This window comes from Geodermatophilus sp. URMC 61 (assembly GCF_052931555.1).
Genome location: NZ_JBRFHZ010000002.1, coordinates 4,484,920 through 4,503,262 on the forward strand (window position 1 = coordinate 4,484,920; position 18,343 = coordinate 4,503,262).

The 18,343-nt window shown below is 74.2% G+C and carries 17 protein-coding genes; 10 read left to right on the plus strand and 7 right to left on the minus strand.

Translation table 11 applies throughout. The annotated features are described in order from the left end of the window. Positions 1 to 10: 10 nt before the first annotated feature. Positions 11 to 2,146 carry an MMPL family transporter gene (locus tag ACU610_RS20995; protein WP_446769632.1) on the minus strand — a complete coding sequence of 712 codons (2,136 nt, stop codon included), beginning with the start codon at positions 2,144 to 2,146 and terminating at the stop codon, positions 11 to 13. 78 nt (positions 2,147 to 2,224) lie between these two features. Between ACU610_RS20995 and ACU610_RS21000 the strand changes: the two genes are divergently transcribed. After that, the gene (locus ACU610_RS21000; RefSeq protein WP_446769633.1) at positions 2,225 to 2,698 is read left to right on the plus strand and encodes a MarR family winged helix-turn-helix transcriptional regulator; all 474 of its coding nucleotides are present in this window, start codon (positions 2,225 to 2,227) and stop codon (positions 2,696 to 2,698) included. 209 nt (positions 2,699 to 2,907) lie between these two features. Here the strand turns inward: ACU610_RS21000 and ACU610_RS21005 are convergent, their stop codons facing one another. The 4 genes from ACU610_RS21005 to ACU610_RS21020 form a co-directional block, all read right to left on the minus strand. Continuing rightward, the gene (locus tag ACU610_RS21005; protein WP_446769634.1) at positions 2,908 to 3,237 is read right to left on the minus strand and encodes a GroES family chaperonin; all 330 of its coding nucleotides are present in this window, start codon (positions 3,235 to 3,237) and stop codon (positions 2,908 to 2,910) included. Between the two features lie 122 nt (positions 3,238 to 3,359). After that, on the minus strand, positions 3,360 to 3,707 hold the full coding sequence (locus ACU610_RS21010) for a metallopeptidase family protein (protein WP_446769635.1): 348 nt from the start codon (positions 3,705 to 3,707) through the stop codon (positions 3,360 to 3,362). Continuing rightward, positions 3,704 to 5,137, minus strand: coding sequence for a GuaB1 family IMP dehydrogenase-related protein (locus ACU610_RS21015; RefSeq protein WP_446769636.1), 1,434 nt, complete (start codon positions 5,135 to 5,137; stop codon positions 3,704 to 3,706). Before ACU610_RS21015 ends, ACU610_RS21010 begins: the two co-directional genes overlap by 4 nt. 102 nt (positions 5,138 to 5,239) lie before the next feature. Beyond that, positions 5,240 to 5,956 carry a hypothetical protein gene (locus tag ACU610_RS21020; RefSeq protein WP_446769637.1) on the minus strand — a complete coding sequence of 239 codons (717 nt, stop codon included), beginning with the start codon at positions 5,954 to 5,956 and terminating at the stop codon, positions 5,240 to 5,242. A gap of 192 nt (positions 5,957 to 6,148) precedes the next feature. Between ACU610_RS21020 and serS the strand changes: the two genes are divergently transcribed. The 4 genes from serS to ACU610_RS21040 all read left to right on the plus strand — a co-directional run bounded on the left by serS (position 6,149) and on the right by ACU610_RS21040 (position 10,919). Continuing rightward, positions 6,149 to 7,450, plus strand: coding sequence for a serine--tRNA ligase (gene serS / locus ACU610_RS21025; RefSeq protein WP_446769638.1), 1,302 nt, complete (start codon positions 6,149 to 6,151; stop codon positions 7,448 to 7,450). Beyond that, on the plus strand, positions 7,447 to 8,373 hold the full coding sequence (locus ACU610_RS21030) for an HAD family hydrolase (protein WP_446769639.1): 927 nt from the start codon (positions 7,447 to 7,449) through the stop codon (positions 8,371 to 8,373). The genes serS and ACU610_RS21030 overlap by 4 nt, the downstream gene beginning before the upstream one ends. Continuing rightward, positions 8,366 to 9,169: an HAD-IIB family hydrolase gene (locus ACU610_RS21035; RefSeq protein WP_446769640.1), complete on the plus strand. Its 804-nt coding sequence runs from the start codon at positions 8,366 to 8,368 to the stop codon at positions 9,167 to 9,169. Before ACU610_RS21030 ends, ACU610_RS21035 begins: the two co-directional genes overlap by 8 nt. Before the next feature lie 154 nt (positions 9,170 to 9,323). Then, the gene (locus ACU610_RS21040; protein WP_446769641.1) at positions 9,324 to 10,919 is read left to right on the plus strand and encodes a methyl-accepting chemotaxis protein; all 1,596 of its coding nucleotides are present in this window, start codon (positions 9,324 to 9,326) and stop codon (positions 10,917 to 10,919) included. 139 nt (positions 10,920 to 11,058) lie between these two features. Here the strand turns inward: ACU610_RS21040 and ACU610_RS21045 are convergent, their stop codons facing one another. Both ACU610_RS21045 and ACU610_RS21050 read right to left on the minus strand, forming a co-directional pair. Then, positions 11,059 to 12,579 (minus strand): GAF domain-containing protein, encoded by a 1,521-nt coding sequence (locus ACU610_RS21045; RefSeq protein ID WP_446769642.1) that lies wholly within the window; start codon positions 12,577 to 12,579, stop codon positions 11,059 to 11,061. Positions 12,580 to 12,677: 98 nt separating this feature from the next. Next, positions 12,678 to 13,085 carry a GlcG/HbpS family heme-binding protein gene (locus ACU610_RS21050; RefSeq protein WP_446769643.1) on the minus strand — a complete coding sequence of 136 codons (408 nt, stop codon included), beginning with the start codon at positions 13,083 to 13,085 and terminating at the stop codon, positions 12,678 to 12,680. Positions 13,086 to 13,258: 173 nt separating this feature from the next. Between ACU610_RS21050 and ACU610_RS21055 the strand changes: the two genes are divergently transcribed. The 5 genes from ACU610_RS21055 to ACU610_RS21075 are packed head-to-tail and all read left to right on the plus strand — an operon-like array spanning position 13,259 to position 18,274. Continuing rightward, positions 13,259 to 13,705, plus strand: coding sequence for a diol dehydratase small subunit (locus ACU610_RS21055; RefSeq protein WP_446769644.1), 447 nt, complete (start codon positions 13,259 to 13,261; stop codon positions 13,703 to 13,705). Positions 13,706 to 13,740: 35 nt separating this feature from the next. After that, on the plus strand, positions 13,741 to 15,435 hold the full coding sequence (locus tag ACU610_RS21060) for a propanediol/glycerol family dehydratase large subunit (RefSeq protein ID WP_446769645.1): 1,695 nt from the start codon (positions 13,741 to 13,743) through the stop codon (positions 15,433 to 15,435). A gap of 3 nt (positions 15,436 to 15,438) precedes the next feature. Continuing rightward, positions 15,439 to 16,038: a propanediol/glycerol family dehydratase medium subunit gene (locus ACU610_RS21065; protein WP_446769646.1), complete on the plus strand. Its 600-nt coding sequence runs from the start codon at positions 15,439 to 15,441 to the stop codon at positions 16,036 to 16,038. Further along, positions 16,035 to 17,930 carry a diol dehydratase reactivase subunit alpha gene (locus ACU610_RS21070; RefSeq protein ID WP_446769647.1) on the plus strand — a complete coding sequence of 632 codons (1,896 nt, stop codon included), beginning with the start codon at positions 16,035 to 16,037 and terminating at the stop codon, positions 17,928 to 17,930. The genes ACU610_RS21065 and ACU610_RS21070 overlap by 4 nt, the downstream gene beginning before the upstream one ends. Continuing rightward, complete coding sequence (locus tag ACU610_RS21075; protein WP_446769648.1) at positions 17,915 to 18,274, plus strand: glycerol dehydratase reactivase beta/small subunit family protein; 360 nt, start codon at positions 17,915 to 17,917, stop codon at positions 18,272 to 18,274. Before ACU610_RS21070 ends, ACU610_RS21075 begins: the two co-directional genes overlap by 16 nt. Positions 18,275 to 18,343: the final 69 nt, after the last annotated feature.

Genomic DNA, 18,343 nt, shown 5'->3' on the forward strand with positions numbered 1-18,343 from the left:
ATCCCCATGATCAACCCGGGGAGGAGGCGGCCGGGGCCAGCTCGCGCTCGGGTTCGGGGGCAGGACGCCGCCGCGCCAGTCGGCTGGGCCACCAGGTGCGGTCGCCGAGCAGGGCGACCGCCGACGGCACGACCAGCGTCCGGACGACGAAGGTGTCGAGCAGGACGCCGAAGCCGACCAGGAACCCGAGCTGGATGAGGATGACCAGCGGCAGCACGGTGAGCGCGCCGAAGGTGGCGGCCAGGACCAGCCCCGCGCTGGTGATGACCCCGCCGGTGACGGCCAGCGCCCGGATCGTGCCGTCCCTGGTCCCGTGCTGTCGCGACTCCTCGCGCGCCCGGGTCATGAGGAAGATGTTGTAGTCGATCCCCAGGGCGACGAGGAACACGAACCCGATCAGCAGCACCTGCGGGTCGCTGCCGGGGAACTGGAAGAGGTGGTCGAAGGCCAGCGCGCCGACGCCCACGGTCGCGGCGGTGCTCAGTGCCACCGTGGCCACCAGGAGCAGCGGTGCGACGACCGACCGCAGCAGCAGGGCCAGCACCACGGTGATGACCAGCAGCACCAGCGGGACGATCACCGCCAGATCGCGCGCCGCGGTCTCCTGGGTGTCCAGGTCGCTCGCGGTGGAGCCGCCGACCAGCGCCGCGGGGTCGACCTCGCGCACCGCCGTCCGCAGGTCCGCCACGGTGACCTGCGCCGCTTCGCTGTCCGGGGCGTCGGTCAGGGTGGCGTCGAGCCGGACCAGTCCGTCCACCTCGACCGGCTCGCCCCCGCCGACCCCGGGCGGGCCGGCCTGCTCGCCGGTGTAGGGCGCCACCTCGACGACGCCGTCGACCCCGGCCGCCGCGTCCGCGACGTCCTCCCAGCCGTCGGCCGGCGTGAGGATGCTGGCCGGGCTCGCGCCGCCCGCGTCGAAGTGCCGGGCCAGGGCCTCCTGGCCGGCGGCCGACTGCGACCCGCCGCGGACGGCTTCGGACAACGGGATGCCCTCGGCGTCGAACGTGGGCAGGAACGCGGCCAGGGCGAACAGGCCGGCCAGCGCCCACACCAGGACCCGTGCGGGACGGCGGCCGACCGCGGTCGCCACCCGCTCCCAGCCCCGACCGTGCACGTGCTCGTCGCCGTACCGCGGACGGAACGGCCAGAACGCGGCCCGGCCGAAGAGCACCAGCACCGCCGGCAGGAAGGTGAGCGCGGCGAGCACCGCGAACGCGATGCCGACCGCGGAGATCGGTCCGAGGCCGCGGTTGGAGCCGAGGTCGGAGAAGAGCAGGCACAGGACGCCGAGGACCACCGTGGCACCGCTGGCCACGACCGGCTCCCACGACTGTCTGAGCGCCGCTCGCATGGCGGTCGACCGGGACTCCTCGCGGCGCAGTTCCTCCCGGTAGCGGGCTACGAGGAGCAGGCCGTAGTCGGTGGCCGCGCCCACGACGAGGATCGACGCGATGCCCTGGCTCTGGCCGTTGACCTCGATCCAGCCCTCGCGGGCCAGGAGGTAGGCCACCGCCAGGGACACCACCAGCGCCATGCCGGCGGTGCCGATGACCAGCAGCGGCAGCAGCGGGCTGCGGTAGACGACCAGCAGGATGAGCAGGACGACACCGAACGCGGCGAGCAGGAGCAGGCCGTCGATCCCCGAAAAGCCGTCGGCGAAGTCGGAGAACACCGCGCCCGGTCCGGTGACGTAGGTCGTCGTGCCGTCGACGCCGGGTAGGTCCCGCAGTTCGCCGACCACCTCGCCGAGCCGGTCGCCGAGGTCGGGGCTGAACGGGAGCACCACCTGCGCGGCCGCGCCGTCCTCGGACGGGAGGGGCGGCGAGGGTTCGCCGATGAGCGCGCCGGCGTCCTGGGCCAGCGCGACCGCCTCGTCCGCGCGCTCGGCGACGTCGGCGAGCACCGCTTCGTCCAGCGCGCCGTCGTCGCTCTCCCACAGCAGGATGACCGGGAGGCTCCGCTCGGTCCGGAAGCCGGCCTGCATCTCGGTGACGCGCGTCGACTCCGCGCTGTCGGGCAGGAACGCCGCCGAGTCGTTCTCCTGGACCTCGGTCAGCTTGCCGCTGGTCGGCCCCAGCGAGCCGGCGAGGCCGAGCCAGAGGAGGACGAGGACGAGGGGGACGAGCGAGCGGGCGACGGAGCGCATGATGTCCTTCGATGGTCGATAATCTCGATCGTCGAGAGATTACGGCGGGCGGTGGCGGCGCGCCAAGGGAGGTGGTGGATGTCCGAGGACGTCGACGGGGAGCGGCAGGAGGTCGCTCTCCTCCTGCGCCGGCTGAACGTGGAGCTCGACGCGGTCGGGCAGCGGTTTGCGACGATCCACGGGCTGGGCCGGACCGACGTCCGCGCGTTGGTGGCGATCATGGACGCCGCCCGCCGTGGCGAGGCGCTGACCGCCGGGACGCTGGGGCAGGCCGTGGAGCTGAGCTCGGCGTCGGTGACCGCGCTGGTCGACCGACTGGAGCGGTTCGGTCACGTACGGCGGGTGCGCGACGTGGCGGACCGGCGGCGGGTCGAGCTGGAGATGACCGAGAGCGCCATGACGGCGGGCGGCCAGTTCTTCGGCGGACTCAACCGCGACCTGCTCGCCGCGATGGCCGACTACACCGACGAGGAGCTGGCCGTCGTCCGCCGCTTCCTGGAGGAGATGACGGCGGTCATCGAGCGGCACGCGCGGTCCGACCCCAGGGCATAGGAGGCAATGCATGCACATCTGCCCCTCGGGACGTATGCATTGCTTCCTATGCCTGCGTGCCTGCGGGGCATCAGAGCCAGCGGGCGACGTGGGTGGCCGACGGCTCGGGACCGACCTCGGCGCGCCGCTCGTCCAGCCGGTCCGGGTCGAGCACCGGCCAGGGGACCGCGAGCGCTGCGTCCTCCACCGGCGTCGTCCCTGCCGAGCGCTCAGAGGTACAGGCCCGTGGACTCCTCGATCCGCTCGGCGGCGACGGCGTGCACGTCCCGCTCCCGCAGGATGATCAGCTCCTCGCCGTGCACCTCGACCTCGTGCTGGTCCTCGGGCGAGAAGAGCACCTGGTCGCCGACCTTCACCTGGCGCACGCTGGAACCCACGCCGCGCGCCTCGCCCCAGACCAGCCGCTTGGCCACCTGCGCGGTCGCCGGGATGAGGATGCCGCCGCTCGACCGGCGCTCACCGTCCTCCTTGCGCAGCGCGACCAGGATGCGGTCGTGCAGCATCTTGATCGGCAGCCCGCTGCCCTTGCCCTCAGCCACGGGTGAGCACGGTACGCGGCCGTGAGGCGCTCGAGCGGCCCGCTCCCGGAGCGCGCCGCGCGCGGGGAGGTGAGGGGAACGGCCCCATCCCGAGCCTGCGAGGGGTGCGGGGGATGGGGTCCTCACGCCCAGCCGAGCTCGTGCAGCCGGTCGTCGTCGATGCCGAAGTGGTGCGCGATCTCGTGGACGACGGTGATCGTGACCTCCTCGACGACCTCCTCGGCGGTCGAGCAGACGTCACAGATGGCCTCGCGGTAGACCATGATCCGGTCCGGCAGGGCGCCGCCGTACTGCCAGCCGCGCTCGGTCAGCGCGTAGCCCTCGTAGAGGCCCAGGAGGTCGGGCTCCTCCTCGTTGCGGTCCTCCACCAGGACGACGACGTTGTCCATCAGCGCCAGCAGCTCCGGCGGCACCTGGTCGAGGGCGTCGGCGACCAGGCCCTCGAACACCGGCAGCGGGAGCGGCCTCACCAGGAGGTCGGCAGCGGCCGGCCCTCCTCGTAGCCGGCCGCGCTCTGCACGCCCACCACCGCCCGCTCGTGGAACTGGTCGACGGTGCGGGCGCCGGCGTAGGTGAACGACGAGCGCACCCCGGCCACGATGCCGTCGATCAGGTCCTCGACGCCCGGGCGGGCCGGGTCCAGGTACATCCGCGAGGAGGAGATGCCCTCCTCGAACAGGCCGGCGCGCGCCCGGTCGAAGCCGCTCTGGGTCGCCGTCCGGGCCTTGACCGCGCGGGCCGAGGCCATGCCGAAGGACTCCTTGTACAGCCGGCCCGAGCCGTCGTCGTGGATGTCGCCGGCGCTCTCGTAGGTGCCGGCGAACCAGGAGCCGACCATCACGTTGGCCGCACCGGCGGCCAGGGCCAGCGCGATGTCGCGCGGGTGGCGAACGCCGCCGTCGGCCCAGATGTGCTTGCCGAGCGCGCGGGCCGCCGCGGCGCACTCCTCGACCGCGGAGAACTGCGGCCGGCCGACGCCGGTCATCATCCGCGTGGTGCACATGGCGCCGGGGCCCACCCCGACCTTGACGACGTCCGCCCCGGCCTCGATCAGGTCGCGCGTGCCCTCGGCGGTGACCACGTTGCCGGCGACGACCGGCGCGGACCCGGCCACCGACCGGGCCGCGCGCACCGCCTCGACCGCCTTCTCCTGGTGCCCGTGCGCGGTGTCCACGACCAGGACGTCGACGCCCGCGGCCAGCAGCGCGCCGGCCTTGGCCGCGACGTCGCCGTTGATGCCGACGGCGGCGGAGGTGAGCAGGTGCCCGTCGGCGTTCACCGCGGGCTGGTAGAGCGCCGAGCGCAGCGCGCCCTTGCGGGTGATCACGCCGACCAACCGGTCGCCCTCGACCACCGGCGCCGCGCTGATCCGCTCACCGGAGAGGACGTCGAAGATCTTGGGCAGGTCGGTGCCGGCGGGGACGGTGAGCGGGTCCTCCGTCATGACCTGGGACAGCTGGGTGAACCGGTCCACGCCCTGGCACTGGCCGTCGGTGACCACGCCGACGGGGACGCCGTCCTCGACCACCACGACGATGCCGTGCGCCCGCTTGGTCAGCAGCGACAGCGCGTCGGCCACGGTCGAGGTGGGGGAGAGCGTGATCGGGGTGTCGTAGACCGGGTGCCGGGTCTTGATCCAGGACACCACCTCCGAGACGACGTCCACGGGGATGTCCTGCGGCAGCACGGCCAGCCCGCCGCGGCGCGCCACGGTCTCGGCCATCCGCCGTCCGGAGATGGCGGTCATGTTGGCGACGACGACCGGGATCGTCGTCCCCACGCGGTCCGGGGTGGTCAGGTCGACCTCCAGCCGGGAGCCCACGGTGCTGTGGTTGGGCACCATGAAGACGTCGGCGTAGGTCAGGTCGGTCGCCGGCCGGGTACCACCGAGGAAACGCATGACAGCCATTGTCCCGCACGGCGCGGGGGCCGGAGGCCGCCGACGAGTGCGACCCAGCTCTCGGCGGGTCAGGGACGCTGGAGGACGACGGTGCCGCAGCCCTCACGTGGGACGGCGGGGAGCGAGGACGGCGACGGCGGCCACGGCGACCAGCCCGGCGCCGGCGACCGCCCCCAGGACCGTCGCGCCGGCCCGGAGGCTCGACACCAGCGCGCCGAGCAGCGCCCAGCCCGCAGCCAGCACGTAGGCCGGCTGCCCCTGCACCCGCCAGGCGACGACCGCGGCGGTGAGGGCGGCCCCGGCCAGCAGCAGGCCCGGGACGACCGTGCCGTCGCCGACCCGGTCGGGCAGGAGCGTCGCCGCGTTCACCCAGACGGCGGCGCTGGCCCACCCGGCGTAGAGGCCGACGCTGCCGCCGAGCAGCACCCGCGTCCACCGGTCGGCGGGGGTCCGCACGACCAGCCGCAGGCAGAGGAGCAACGTGGCGAGCATCCCGGCGAAGACCGGCACGGTCAGCACCGGTGCCTGCGCCGCGGCCACCAGCCAGAGCACGAACCCGGCCTGCACGGTCGACAGCGGCACCTGCACCCGGCGCCACGGGTCGGTCGTGGCCCGGCGCAACGGCAACCCGTGGACCGCGGCGGCCAGGCAGCCGAGCACGACGAGACCCCAGATGGCGAAGAAGGGACCCGGCGGCACCACCACCGGGTCGCTGCCGGACCCCTGTTCGAAGCCGGCGAGGGGTGGGCTCGCCGCCTGGGCGAGCGCTGTCCCGAGCAGCAGCCAGCGCCCGCGGCGGCCGGGCAGCGGTGCGGCCACGGCGGTCTCCTCCCGGTCGCGTCCTGCCAGCTCTTCGCCCCCGGGTCCTGTCCGGATGCGGAGCGACCGGCGAGATCGGCGATCTCGCACGCTCCCGGGCCCGTAGCCGTGCGACATCGCGATCTCGCCGGGAGGGGTGAGCGTCTCCGGCCGGAACCGGTCCCCGCGGCGCGGGCTCCGTACGATCGGGGGGTGATCGACCTGCGCCTGGTGCGTGAGCACCCCGACCTCGTCAAGGCCAGCCAGCGAGCCCGCGGGGTCGACGAGTCCCGGGTCGACGAGCTGCTCGCCGCCGACGCCGCCCGTCGCGACGCCGTCAAGCGCGCCGACGACCTGCGCGCCGAGCAGAAGGCGGCCTCGCAGGCGGTGAAGAAGGCGTCCCCGGAGGAGCGGCCCGCGGTCCTCGAGCGGGCCCGCACCCTCGCCGCCGAGGTCAAGGAGGCCGAGGAGGCGCTGCGGGCGGCCGACGCCGCGCTGCGCGAGGCGCACCTGCGCATCCCCAACGTCGTGCACGACGGCGTCCCGCCCGGCGGTGAGGACGACGCGGTGACCCTGCGCACCGTCGGCGAGGTGCCCACCTACGACTTCCCGGTGCGCGACCACGTGGAGATCGGCGAGGCGCTCGGCGCGATCGACATGGAGCGCGGGGCCAAGGTCTCCGGTGCCCGCTTCTACTTCCTCACCGGACCGGGCGCGATGCTGGAGTTCGCGCTGGCCCAGCTGGCGATCGGCCAGGCGGTGTCGGCTGGCTTCACCCCCGTCGTCGCCCCGGCGCTGGTGAAGCCCGCGGCCATGGAGGGCACCGGCTTCCTCGGCGAGCACGACGAGGAGGTCTACCGGGTCGAGCGCGACGACCTCTACCTCGTGGGCACCTCCGAGGTCGCGCTGGCCGGGATGCGCGGCAACGAGGTCCTCGACCTCTCCGGGGGGCCGCTGCGCTACGCCGGCTGGTCGTCCTGCTTCCGCCGCGAGGCCGGCTCCTACGGCAAGGACACCCGCGGCATCATCCGCGTGCACTGGTTCGACAAGGTCGAGATGTTCAGCTTCTGCCGGCCCGAGGAGGCCGCGGAGGAGCACCTGCGGCTGCTGGCCTGGGAGGAGCAGTTCCTGCAGGCCCTCGAGCTGCCCTACCGCGTCGTCGACATCGCCGCCGGCGACCTGGGCACCAGCGCCGCCCGCAAGTACGACATCGAGGCCTGGTTCCCGTCGCAGGGCACCTACCGCGAGCTCACCTCGACCTCGGACTGCACCACCTTCCAGGCCCGGCGGCTCAACACCCGCTACCGGGACGCCGACGGGAAGAACCAGACCGCGGCCACGCTCAACGGCACGCTGTGCGCGATCGCCCGCACCATCGCCTGCCTGCTCGAGGTGCACCAGCGCGCCGACGGGTCGGTGTACGTCCCCGAGGCGCTGCGCCCCTGGCTGGGCGGCGTGGAGGCGCTCACCCCTGGCATGACGCTCGCGGCGCCGGTGCCGGCGCCGGTCGCATGACGGCTGACCGGCCGGGCGTGCTCCCCAGCACCGGTACCGCCGGCGCCGGAGCGGACGACGTCGTCGAGCTGGGCGACCTCGGCACCTGGCGGCCGAAGCTGGTGGCCAGCGACCTCGACGGCACCCTGCTCACCTCCGACGGGGAGGTCAGCCCGCGCACCCGGGCGGCCCTGACCGCGTGCTGGGACGCCGGCATCCCGGTGGTCGGGGTGACCGGCCGAGGCCCGCGGCTGTTCGACAGCGTCCGCGCCGCGCTCGACGGGCGGGGCATCGCCGTCCTCGCCCAGGGCGGCTTCGTCGTCGACCTGGAGCGCGACGAGGTGCTGCGCACGGTCGGCCTGCCGCGCGAGCAGGCCACCGCGGTCATCGAGCGGATCGAGGCGGTCGCCGGTGAGCTGGTCATCGCGGTGGAGGACGCCGCCGAGCAGGGCGAGGTGCACTCCCCGCTGCGGGTGCAGCACGGCTTCGACTGGCCCTACCCCGAGCCGGCGCACCTGCTGCCCCGGCACCAGGTGCTGCCGACCGGGGCGGTGCTCAAGGTCTTCCTCCGCTCCCAGACCCTCGGCCAGGACGAGCTCCTCGCCCGCGCCCGTCAGGTGGTCGACCCGGTCCAGGCCGAGGTCACCCACGCCGGGCTGGGCTTCATCGAGGTGCTGCCGCCCGGCATCACCAAGGCGACCGGCCTGGCCATCGCCCTCGAGCGCTACGGCGTCGGCTTCGGCGACGTGCTCGTGTTCGGCGACATGCCCAACGACCTGCCCATGATCGAGGCGGTGCGCACCGCCGGCGGCCGGGCGGTCGCGGTGGCCAACGCGCACCCCGCCGTCCGGGCGGCCACGCCACTGGTCACCAGCGGGCACGACGTCGACGGCGTCGCCCGGTACCTGGAGGCCCTGCTCGACGGGAGGCGGCCGGGTGTCTGACTGGAAGCCGCGGCTCATCGCGACCGACATGGACGGCACCCTGCTGCGCTGGGACGACACCGTCAGCGACGCGACGGTGGCCGAGCTGGAGCGCTGGCGCGCGGACGGCGTGCCGGTCGTGCTGGCGACCGGCCGGCCGCCGCGCTGGATGGTGCGCATCCGTGAGGTGCTGCGGTACGGCACGGCCGTGTGCTGCAACGGCGCCGTCCTGCTGGACCTGGCCGCGTTCGAGGTGCTCGAGGAGGACGCCCTGGAGCCGGCGGTGCTGCAGGAGGTCACCGCCGAGCTGCGCCGGCACCAGCCCGACACCTGGTTCGCCGTCGAGTACGGCCTGGAGTTCCGCCACGAGCCGGTGTACCAGCCGCGGTGGGACGTCGACGCGCCCGGCGTGGCGGTGGCGACGCTGGAGGAGATGGTCGCCGCGCCCGTGGCGAAGCTGCTGGCCCGCCACGAGACCCTGCCGCGCGACGACTTCGTCGCGCTCGTGGAGCGGGTCGTGGGCGACACCGCGACGGTCACCAACTCCTCCACCGACGCGCTCGCCGAGATCTCCGCGCGCGGCGTCACCAAGGCCAGCGGCATCGCCAAGGTGGCCGCCCAGCACGGCGTCGGTCCCGAGGACGTCGTCGTCTTCGGCGACATGCCCAACGACATCGCCGCGTTCGACTGGGTGCGCGAGGGCGGCGGCCGGGCGGTGGCCATGGCGCACGCCCACCCCGACCTGCTGGCCGCGGCCACCGACGTGACCGGCACCAACGAGGACGACGGCGTCGCCGCGTTCCTGACGTCGCTGTAGTCGCGGAGCACCAGCCGTCCACCACTGACCGACCGCCGGTCGGCGACCGTTATCGATTCTCCACCTGGAGCGACTCAACCCGGCGCTCCGGACTCCGAGACCTGTTGCGCAGAGCACCTCCACCACAGGCACCGCGGTCAGTCCGGAGAACGCCATGGGAAAGCACCTGTCCATCAGCCGGCGGCTCGTCCTCGGCTTCCTCGTCGTCGTCCTCGCGATGGTCGGCCTCACCGGCGTCGGGGTGTGGCGGGTGGAGACCGTCGACAGCCACCTGACCACGATCAACGACCTCAACAGCGTCAAGCAGCGGTACGCCATCAACTTCCGCGGCAGTGTGCACGACCGGGCGATCGCGCTGCGCGACGTCGTCCTGGCGACGACGCCCGCTGAGCTCGAGCAGGAGGTCGCGCTCATCGAGGAGCTCGCCGCCAAGTACGCCGCGTCGGCCGGCCCGATGGACGAGATGTTCGCCGTCGAGGGCAACGTCGGCGCCGACGAGGTGACCGCGCTCGCCGAGATCAAGCGGATCGAGGGCGAGACGTTGCCGCTCGTCGAGCAGGTGGTCAACCTGGCCCGGGCCGGGGACGACGCCGCGGCGCTCGCCCTGCTCACGGGGCAGGCCAAGCCGGCGTTCGTCGAGTGGCTGGCTGCGATCAACGTCCTCATCGACCTGGAGGAGGCGATGAACGCGCAGCTGAGTGACGAGGCGCGCGGGATCGCCGGGAGCTTCCTGCTCACGATGGTGCTCGTTTGCGCGGCCGCCGCCGTCTTCGCGGTCGTCATCGCCTGGCGGATCATCCGGGGCATCACCCGGCCGCTGGCCGAGGCCGGGCAGGCCTTCGCCGCGGTGGCCGAGGGCGACCTGACCCGCCGGCTCGAGGTCCACCGGGACGACGAGATCGGCCGGCTGGCCGGGTCGGCGAACACCGCCCTGGAGTCGCTCGGCCGCCTCATGGCCACGTTCCACGAGGCCGTCGGCGCGCTGAGCACCGCCAGCGCCCGGGTCGGCGGCCTCTCCGCGCAGATCGCCACCGGCGCCGAGGAGTCCTCGGCCCAGGCCGCCGTCGTCGCGGCCGCGGCGGGGGAGGTCTCGCACAGCGTCCAGACGGTCGCCGCGGGCTCCGAGCAGATGGGCGCCTCGATCCGCGAGATCGCGCACAACGCTGCCGAGGCCGCATCGGTCGCCGGGCGCGCGGTGGTCGCCGTCGGGACGACGACCGAGACGGTGTCCCGGCTGGGCGAGTCCAGCCGCACCATCGGCGACGTGGTCAAGGTGATCTCGACGATCGCGGAGCAGACCAACCTGCTGGCGCTGAACGCCACGATCGAGGCGGCGCGTGCCGGCGACGCGGGCAAGGGGTTCGCCGTCGTCGCGAACGAGGTCAAGGAGCTGTCGCAGGAGACGGCCCGGGCCACCGAGGACATCGCCCGGCGGATCGAGGCCATCCAGGCCGACACCGGCAGCGCGGTGCGCGCGATCGCCGACGTCGCGGAGGTGATCGCGCAGATCGACGACTACCAGACCTCGATCGCCTCCGCCGTCGAGGAGCAGACCGCGACGACCACCGAGATGAACCGGAACGTCGCCGAGGCCGCCACCGGGTCGGGGCAGATCGCGACCGGCATCGACAGTGTCGCGGCCGTCGCCCGTGCCACGTCCGAGCACGTGGGGGCCTCCCAGGAGGCGGCGGAGGAGCTGGCGAACGTCTCCGCGCGACTGCGCGGCCTCGTCGACGGCTTCCGGTTCTGACCAGGGGCCGGGTGCCCGGGGCGGCCGGGCACCCGGCCCGACTCCTGCCCTGCAGGACGCCGTCCACCGCGCCACCCGCTGACCCCGCGCCCTGACGACGGCGCCGTCCCCGCCCGGGGACGGCGCCGTCGTCGTCTGCTCACTCGGCGCGGAGCCGGGCCGCTCGCAGGGCCACGCCGGCCGCCCGCGGGTCCCCGGCCGGCAGGAGGGCGAGCAGGCGGTCGTGGGCGTCGAGGTCGTCCTGGCCCTGCGGGTGCAGCACGAAGGCGTGCACCAGCTCCACGTCCCGGGTGGCCAGCACCGCGGAGCGCAGCCCGGCGGTGAGCTCCTCGCGCAGCTGCCGGATCTCCGGAGCGTCCGACCGCGGCAGCAGGGGACCGGCGCACGCCCGCAGCGCCGCGGCCACCTGTCCGGCCCGGAGGGCACGGCGGGCCGAACCGAAGTCGCTGTCCACCGCGCCCACGAGCCGGTAGGGCCGCGTGCGCAGCACGTCGGCGCCGACCAGCGCGCGCAGCCTGCGCACCTGGACGCGCACGGTCGTCTGGTTGCCGTCGTCCCCGTAGAGCAGGTAGGCGAGCTGTTCCCCGGTGAGGCCCTCGGGGTGGAGGGCGAGGGCGGTGAGGATCTCCGCCGCCCGCAGCGGCAGGGGGACGGCGCGACCGTCGAGCACCGCGCTCGGTGCGCCGTTGCCCGTGACCCTCAGCGACAGCGCGGACGGGCGCACCTGGCCCGGCGCCCGGGACGGGCGCTGCGGCGCGCGGAGCAGGTAGCCCTCGGCGAGGGGTTCGACCTGCGCCTCCCGGCCGCCCGGCAGCAGGACCCACTCGGTCGCCCCGTCCAGGTCGACGCGTTCGGGCCACCCGCCGGAGGGCTCGGTGGCGAGCACCCGGCCGGTGGGGGTGACGAGCGCGCCGGGCGTGCCCCGCAGGGAGGCGAGGTGCGGCGCGTTGCGCAGCAGGAAGCGCTGGTCGGACTCGGCCAGTCGCACCCGCAGCTCGGTCTCCGCCAGCTGCGCGGTGGTCGCCACCAGCTGGGCCAGCGACGGGTGCATGGTCCGCAGCGGGCCGCTGACGTCGACCGCGCCCAGGACCGCGCCGGTGTCGGGGTCGTGCACCGGCGCGGCCACGCAGGTCCACGAGTGGTACGTGCGGACCAGGTGCTCGGCGGAGTGGATCTGCACCGGCGCGTCGAGCACGAGCGTGGTGCCCATCGCGTTGGTCCCGATGGCGGCCTCGCTCCAGTTGGTGCCCGGGAACAGACCGACCCGGTCGGCAGGGCCGAGCAGCTCGACGGCACCCTCCCGCCAGAGGACGTGGCCCGCGGCGTCCGTGACGAGCACGAGGTGGACCGCGTCCTCGGCGATGCCGACGAGGCTGTCCCGCACCAGGGGCATGACGGCGCCCAGCGGATGGGCAGCCCGGATGTCGCCCAGCTCGTCGGGGGCGTGCACCACCGGCGGGGTCCGTCGGTCGGGGTCGACGCGGGCCGCGAGGCTGCGCTCCCAGGAGGCGGAGACCACCGGGCGGGGCGCCCGGCGGACCGGACCGCTGCCGAGCACGGCGTCGAAGGTCTCGGCGAGCTGCCGGGCGTGGGCGGCGGCATCGGTACCGAGGACGTCGGGGCCGGTGCACGGGAGCCGGTGCCGGGCAGAGCGGGTCATGACACCCCCGAGCGTCCTCGCCGGGCGGGCGGCGCCGGCCTGCCGCGGATCATCACCCATGCCCGTCCGCCCAGCAAGGCGCGCCGGAGGTGCCGGCCTCAGCCCTCCAGCGCGGCGGCGGCCGCCTTCGCGACGGCGACGTCCTGCTCCACCGACCCCGCGCTCACGCCGACGGCGCCCACGATCTCGCCGTCGCGGTACAGCGGCACGCCGCCGCCGAAGGCCACGAGGCCGCCGGCGGTCTGCTCGAGCCCGTAGAGCTCCGCGCCGGGCTGCACCAGCGGGGTGAGGGCCTCCGTGGGCAGGGCCATGAGGATCGAGGTGACCGCCTTGCGGGTGGAGATGTCGATGCTCGCCTTGATCGCGCCGTCCATCCGTCCGAACGCCAGGAGGTGACCGCCGTCGTCGACGACGGCGATGTTCATCGGCTGGCCGATCTCCTGGGCGCAGGCGATCCCGGCGTCCAGGACGCGGCGGGCGGAGTCGTACGTCAACGAGGCACCCATGCCCGGGGAGCCAACCGCACCGGGCCGGGCCGGACACCTCTCCGGTCGGGTAGGTGCCGCCCTCTCCGGGTGGCCAGGTCCTGCTCAGGGCCGGGCCGGGGCAACGTCGGTGCAACGTGGCGCGTGCCACAGTGGCGCGTCGATGCGAGCACCAACCGAGGAGTGAGCCTGCGATGAGCGCCCAGCCGCCTCCCGAGCTGACCGCTGCCGACTACCCCCTGTCGATCAACCGTCCCGAGCTGCTGCGCACGCCCACCGGCAAGCCGATCACGGCCCTGACGATGGACGCGGTCGTCTCCGGTGAGCTGTCGGCCGAGGACCTGCGGATCGCTCCCGAGACGCTGCAGCTCCAGGCCCAGCTCGCCGACGCCAGCGGTCGTCCCCAGCTGGCCGCCAACTTCCGCCGGGCCGCCGAGATGACGGCCATCCCCGACGAGGAGGTCCTGGCCATGTACAACGCGCTCCGCCCGCGTGCGTCCACGGCGGCGCAGCTCGGGGAGCTGGCCGACCGCCTGGAGGGGACGTACGGGGCGCCGGTCTGTGCCGCTCTCGTCCGCGAGGCCGCCGAGGTCTACGCGCGCCGCGACCTCCTCGCCCGCCCGACCGCCGACGTCGGCTGACCCGTTCCGCCGGACCGAGAGGGGACGTCCCGCCCATGACCAGCACGAAGCCCCGGACCTCGACGCGCACCGAGGTCCTCGAGAGCCGTCCGGTCAACCTCGACGGGTTCGTCGAGGAGTGGCCCGAGAAGGGCCTCGTCGCGATGGAGAGCGACTTCGACCCGGCGCCGAGCGTCCGCGTGGAGGACGGCCGCATCGTCGAGCTCGACGGCCGGGCGCGGGCCGACTTCGACTTCATGGACACGTTCATCGCCAACCACGCGATCGACGTGGCGTCGGCCGAGGCGTGCACGGCGATCCCGTCGGTCGAGATCGCGCGGATGCTCATCGACCCGGGTGTCTCCCGCAGCGAGGTGCTGGCGGTGACCCGGGGGCTCACGCCGGCCAAGGTCCTCGACGTCGTCAAGCTCATGAACGTCGTCGAGATCATGCAGGCGATGCAGAAGATGCGGGCCCGGCGGACGCCCGCGAACCAGGCGCACTCCACGAGCGCGCGGGACAACCCCGTGCAGGTGGCCGCCGACGCCGCGGAGGGCGCGCTGCGCGGGTTCGCCGAGCTCGAGACCACCCTCGGGGTGGTGCGCTACGCCCCGCTGGTCGCCATCGCGCTGCAGGTCGGCGCCCAGGTCGGGCGCGGGGGCGTGCTGACCCAGTGCGCGCTGGAGGAGGCCACCGAGCTCGAACTCGGCATGCGCGGCATCACCGCCTACGCCGAGACGATCTCGATCTACGGCACCGAGTCGGTGTTCGTCGACGGCGACGACACCCCCTGGTCCAAGGCGTTCCTCGCCTCGGCCTACGCCTCGCGCGGCATCAAGATGCGCTTCACGTCCGGCACCGGGTCGGAGGTGCAGATGGGCAACGCCGAGGGCAGGTCCATGCTGTACCTGGAGATCCGCTGCATCCTCATGGCCAAGGGCGCCGGGGTGCAGGGACTGCAGAACGGCTCGATCAGCTGCATCGGCGTCCCGGGGGCCGTGCCGGGCGGCATCCGCGCGGTCGCCGCGGAGAACCTGGTCGCCAGCATGGTCGACCTGGAGTGTGCCTCCGGGAACGACCAGTCCTTCTCGCACTCGTCGATGCGCCGGACCGCACGGATGATGCCCCAGCTGCTGCCCGGCACCGACTTCGTCTGCTCCGGGTACTCGGCGGTCCCCAACGCGGACAACATGTTCGCCGGGTCCAACTTCGACACCGAGGACTACGACGACTGGAACACCATCCAGCGCGACCTGCAGGTCGACGGCGGGCTGCGGCACGTCCGGGAGGCCGAGATCCTGCAGGCCCGCAACAAGGCGGCGCGGGCCCTGCAGGCGCTGTTCGCCCACCTGGACCTGCCGCCGATCACCGACGAGGAGGTGGAGGCGGCCACCTACGCCAACTCCTCGAACGACTACCCGCTGCGCGACGTGCTCTCCGACCTCAAGGGCGCGCAGTCGGTCATGGAACGCGGCATCACCGGGCTGGACCTGGTGAAGGGCCTGGAGACGACCGGCTTCCCCGACGTGGCGCAGAGCCTGCTGAACGTGCTGCGGCAGCGGGTCTCGGGTGACCTGCTGCAGACCTCGGCGGTGCTCACCGCCGACTTCACGCCGCTGTCGGCCATCAACGACGTCAACGACTACGCCGGCCCGGGCACCGGTTACCGGCTGTCGGGGGAACGCTGGGAGGAGCTCAAGAAGCTGCGCCACGTCACCTCCGCCACGAACCCCGAGACCGAGGTGGGCTGAGCCATGACCGCTCCCACGACGGCGTCCGACCGCACCGTGACGCTGCGCGAGGTCGGCCCGGCCGGCCGGGGGACCCGCCCCGACGAGGTCGTGATCGCGGTGTCACCGGCGTTCGCCGGGCACTTCACGAAGACCATCGTCGACGTCCCGCACGCCGAGGTGCTGCGCCAGGTGCTGGCGGGCATCGAGGAGCAGGGCGTCACGGCGCGCGTCATCCGGGTGTTCGACACCGCGGACCTGGCCGCGATCGCCCACGGCGGCGCGAAGCTGTCCGGGTCCGGCATCGCCGTGGGGATCCTGTCCCGCGGGACGACGATGATCCACCAGAGGGACCTCCCCCGGCTGAGCAACCTGGAGCTCTTCCCCCAGTCCCCGCTCCTGGACCCGCCGGTGTTCCGGATGATCGGCGCGAACGCCGCGCAGTACGCGAAGGGCGAGTCGCCGCAGCCGGTGCCGACGCGCAACGACCAGATGGCCCGCCCCCGGTGGCAGGCCAAGGCGGCGCTGCTGCACCTCAAGGAGTTCGAGTGCATCCAGGCCGGCCGCCCGGCGGTCGAGGTCGAACCCGTCTTCGGGCGGGTCGGGTCGCGCCCGCTGGGGTGACGACGGTCGACCCCGGCCGGCCGCCGGCGCGGCTCGTCGTCGGCGTGGACATCGGCAACTCGACGACCGAGGCCTGCCTGGCCTCGATCGGGTCGGACGGCTCGATCAGCTACCTGGCCACCGACCTGACCAGGACGACCGGCGTCAAGGGCACCCCGGACAACACCGCCGGGGCGGTCACCGCCATCCGGGGAGCCCTGGAACGAGCCGGGCGGCGAGTCGGTGACGTGCGCACCGTCCTGCTCAACGAGGCGACGCCGGTGATCAGCGGGCTGGCCATGGAGACGATCACCGAGACGATCATCACCGAGTCCACGATGATCGGGCACAACCCGGCGACCCCGGGCGGGGAGGGACTGGGGGTCGGCACCACCGTGCCGATCGGCGCGCTCCCGGAGCAGCAGCCCGGCCGGCCGGTGGTGTGCGTCGTCCCCGCGGAGGTCGACTTCGACGACGTCGCCGCCACCGTCAACGCGGCCGTCCGCGCGGGGGTGGACGTCGTCGCCGCCGTCCTGGCCGGGGACGACGCGGTGCTCGTGACGAACCGGCTCGAGCGGCCGATCCCGGTCGTGGACGAGGTCGCGGCGGTGGAGCGGGTCCCGCTGGGGATGCTCGCCGCCGTCGAGGTGGCCGCCCCGGGGCGGACGATCCGGACGCTGTCGAACTCCTACGGGCTGGCCACCGTGTTCGAGTTGGACCCGGCACAGACCCGGCAGGTCTCCCCGGTGGCACGAGCGCTGACCGGGAACCGCTCGGCCGTGGTCGTGCGCACCCCGACCGGGGACGTCACCGACCGCCGGATCCCGGTGGGTGAGCTCGTGCTGCACGGCGCGGGCAAGACGCTCCGGGTGGACGTCGACGCCGGGGCCGAGGCGATCATGGACACCGTCGCCCGGGTGCAGCCCCTGGACGACGCGCGCGGCGAGCCGGGCACCCACGTCGGCGGCATGCTCGCCCAGGTCCGCGACACGATGGTCGACGTCATGGACGTCGCCGGGCAGCCGGACGTGCCGGTGTCGGAGATCGCGATCCGCGACGTGCTCGCGGTCGACACCTTCGTCCCGGCCGAGGTGCGCGGCGGGCTGGCCGGCGAGGTGGCGTTGGAGAACGCGGTGGCGCTGGCGGCGATGGTGAGCACCAGCCGCAGCCGCATGCGGTTGGTCGCGGACCTGGTGTCCGAGCAGCTGGGAGCGGCCGCAGAGATCGGCGGCGTCGAGGGCGAGATGGCCGTGGGCGGTGCGCTCACCACCCCGGGTGTCGACCGGCCGGTCGCCGTCCTGGACCTCGGCGGAGGCTCGACCGACGCCGCCCTGCTCACCCGGGACGGCGAGTGCACGGCCGTGCACGTGGCCGGAGCCGGTGAGCTGGTCACCAAGCTCATCGACTCCGAGCTCGCGCTCGACGACCGCGAGGCCGCCGAGAGCGTCAAGCGGTTCCCGCTGGCCAAGGTGGAGAGCTTCTTCCACGTGCGCCACGAGGACGGCACCGTGCAGTTCTTCGACCAGCCGCTGCCCCCGCACGTGTTCGCGCGGGTCGTGGTGCTGACCCCGGACGGACCCGCCCCGGTCCCCACCCGGCACGGCCTGGACCACGTCCGGCGGGTGCGCCGTGAGGCGAAGCGTCGCGTGTTCGTGGTCAACGCGCTGCGGGCGCTGCGCCAGGTGGCGCCGGGGGCCAACCTCCGCGCGCTCGACTTCGTGGTGCTCCTGGGCGGGTCGGCCCTGGACTTCGAGATCCCCGACCTGATCGCGGACGCGCTGGCCCCGCACGGGGTGGTGTGCGGGACGGGCAACGTGCTGGGCACCGAGGGGCCGCGCAACGCGGTCGCGTCCGGCCTGGTGCGGGCGCACGCTGCTCTCCTGGCGGAGGAGGCCCGGTGCCCGAGCAGGTGACGGCGCCGGGCCCGCGGCCGGCCGTGCTGGTGTACCGGCACCCCGGGGCTCCGGCGGCGGTGCTGCGGCAGGTCTGCGCCGGCGTCGAGGAGGAGGGGGTGCCCACGGACGTCACGGAGGTCCCCGGCCCGGACGACGCCACCGCCCTGGCCCACGCGGCCGCCGCGGAGTCCCGGCTGGGCGTGGGCATCGGCCTGGACGCGGCCGGGGCCGCCGCCGTGCACCACAGCACCCTGCCCGAGCGGACGCCGGTGGTCACCACACCGGCCCGGGCGCCGTCCTCGGACGGGCGACGAGTGGGCCGGATCGCCGCCCGGGTGGTCAAGCACCTCCCGCTGGTCTGACGACCCCGATGATCAGCTCAGCTCGTCGTTCCGGTTCTTGACCCACCACCGGTCCTGAGCCAGGAACGG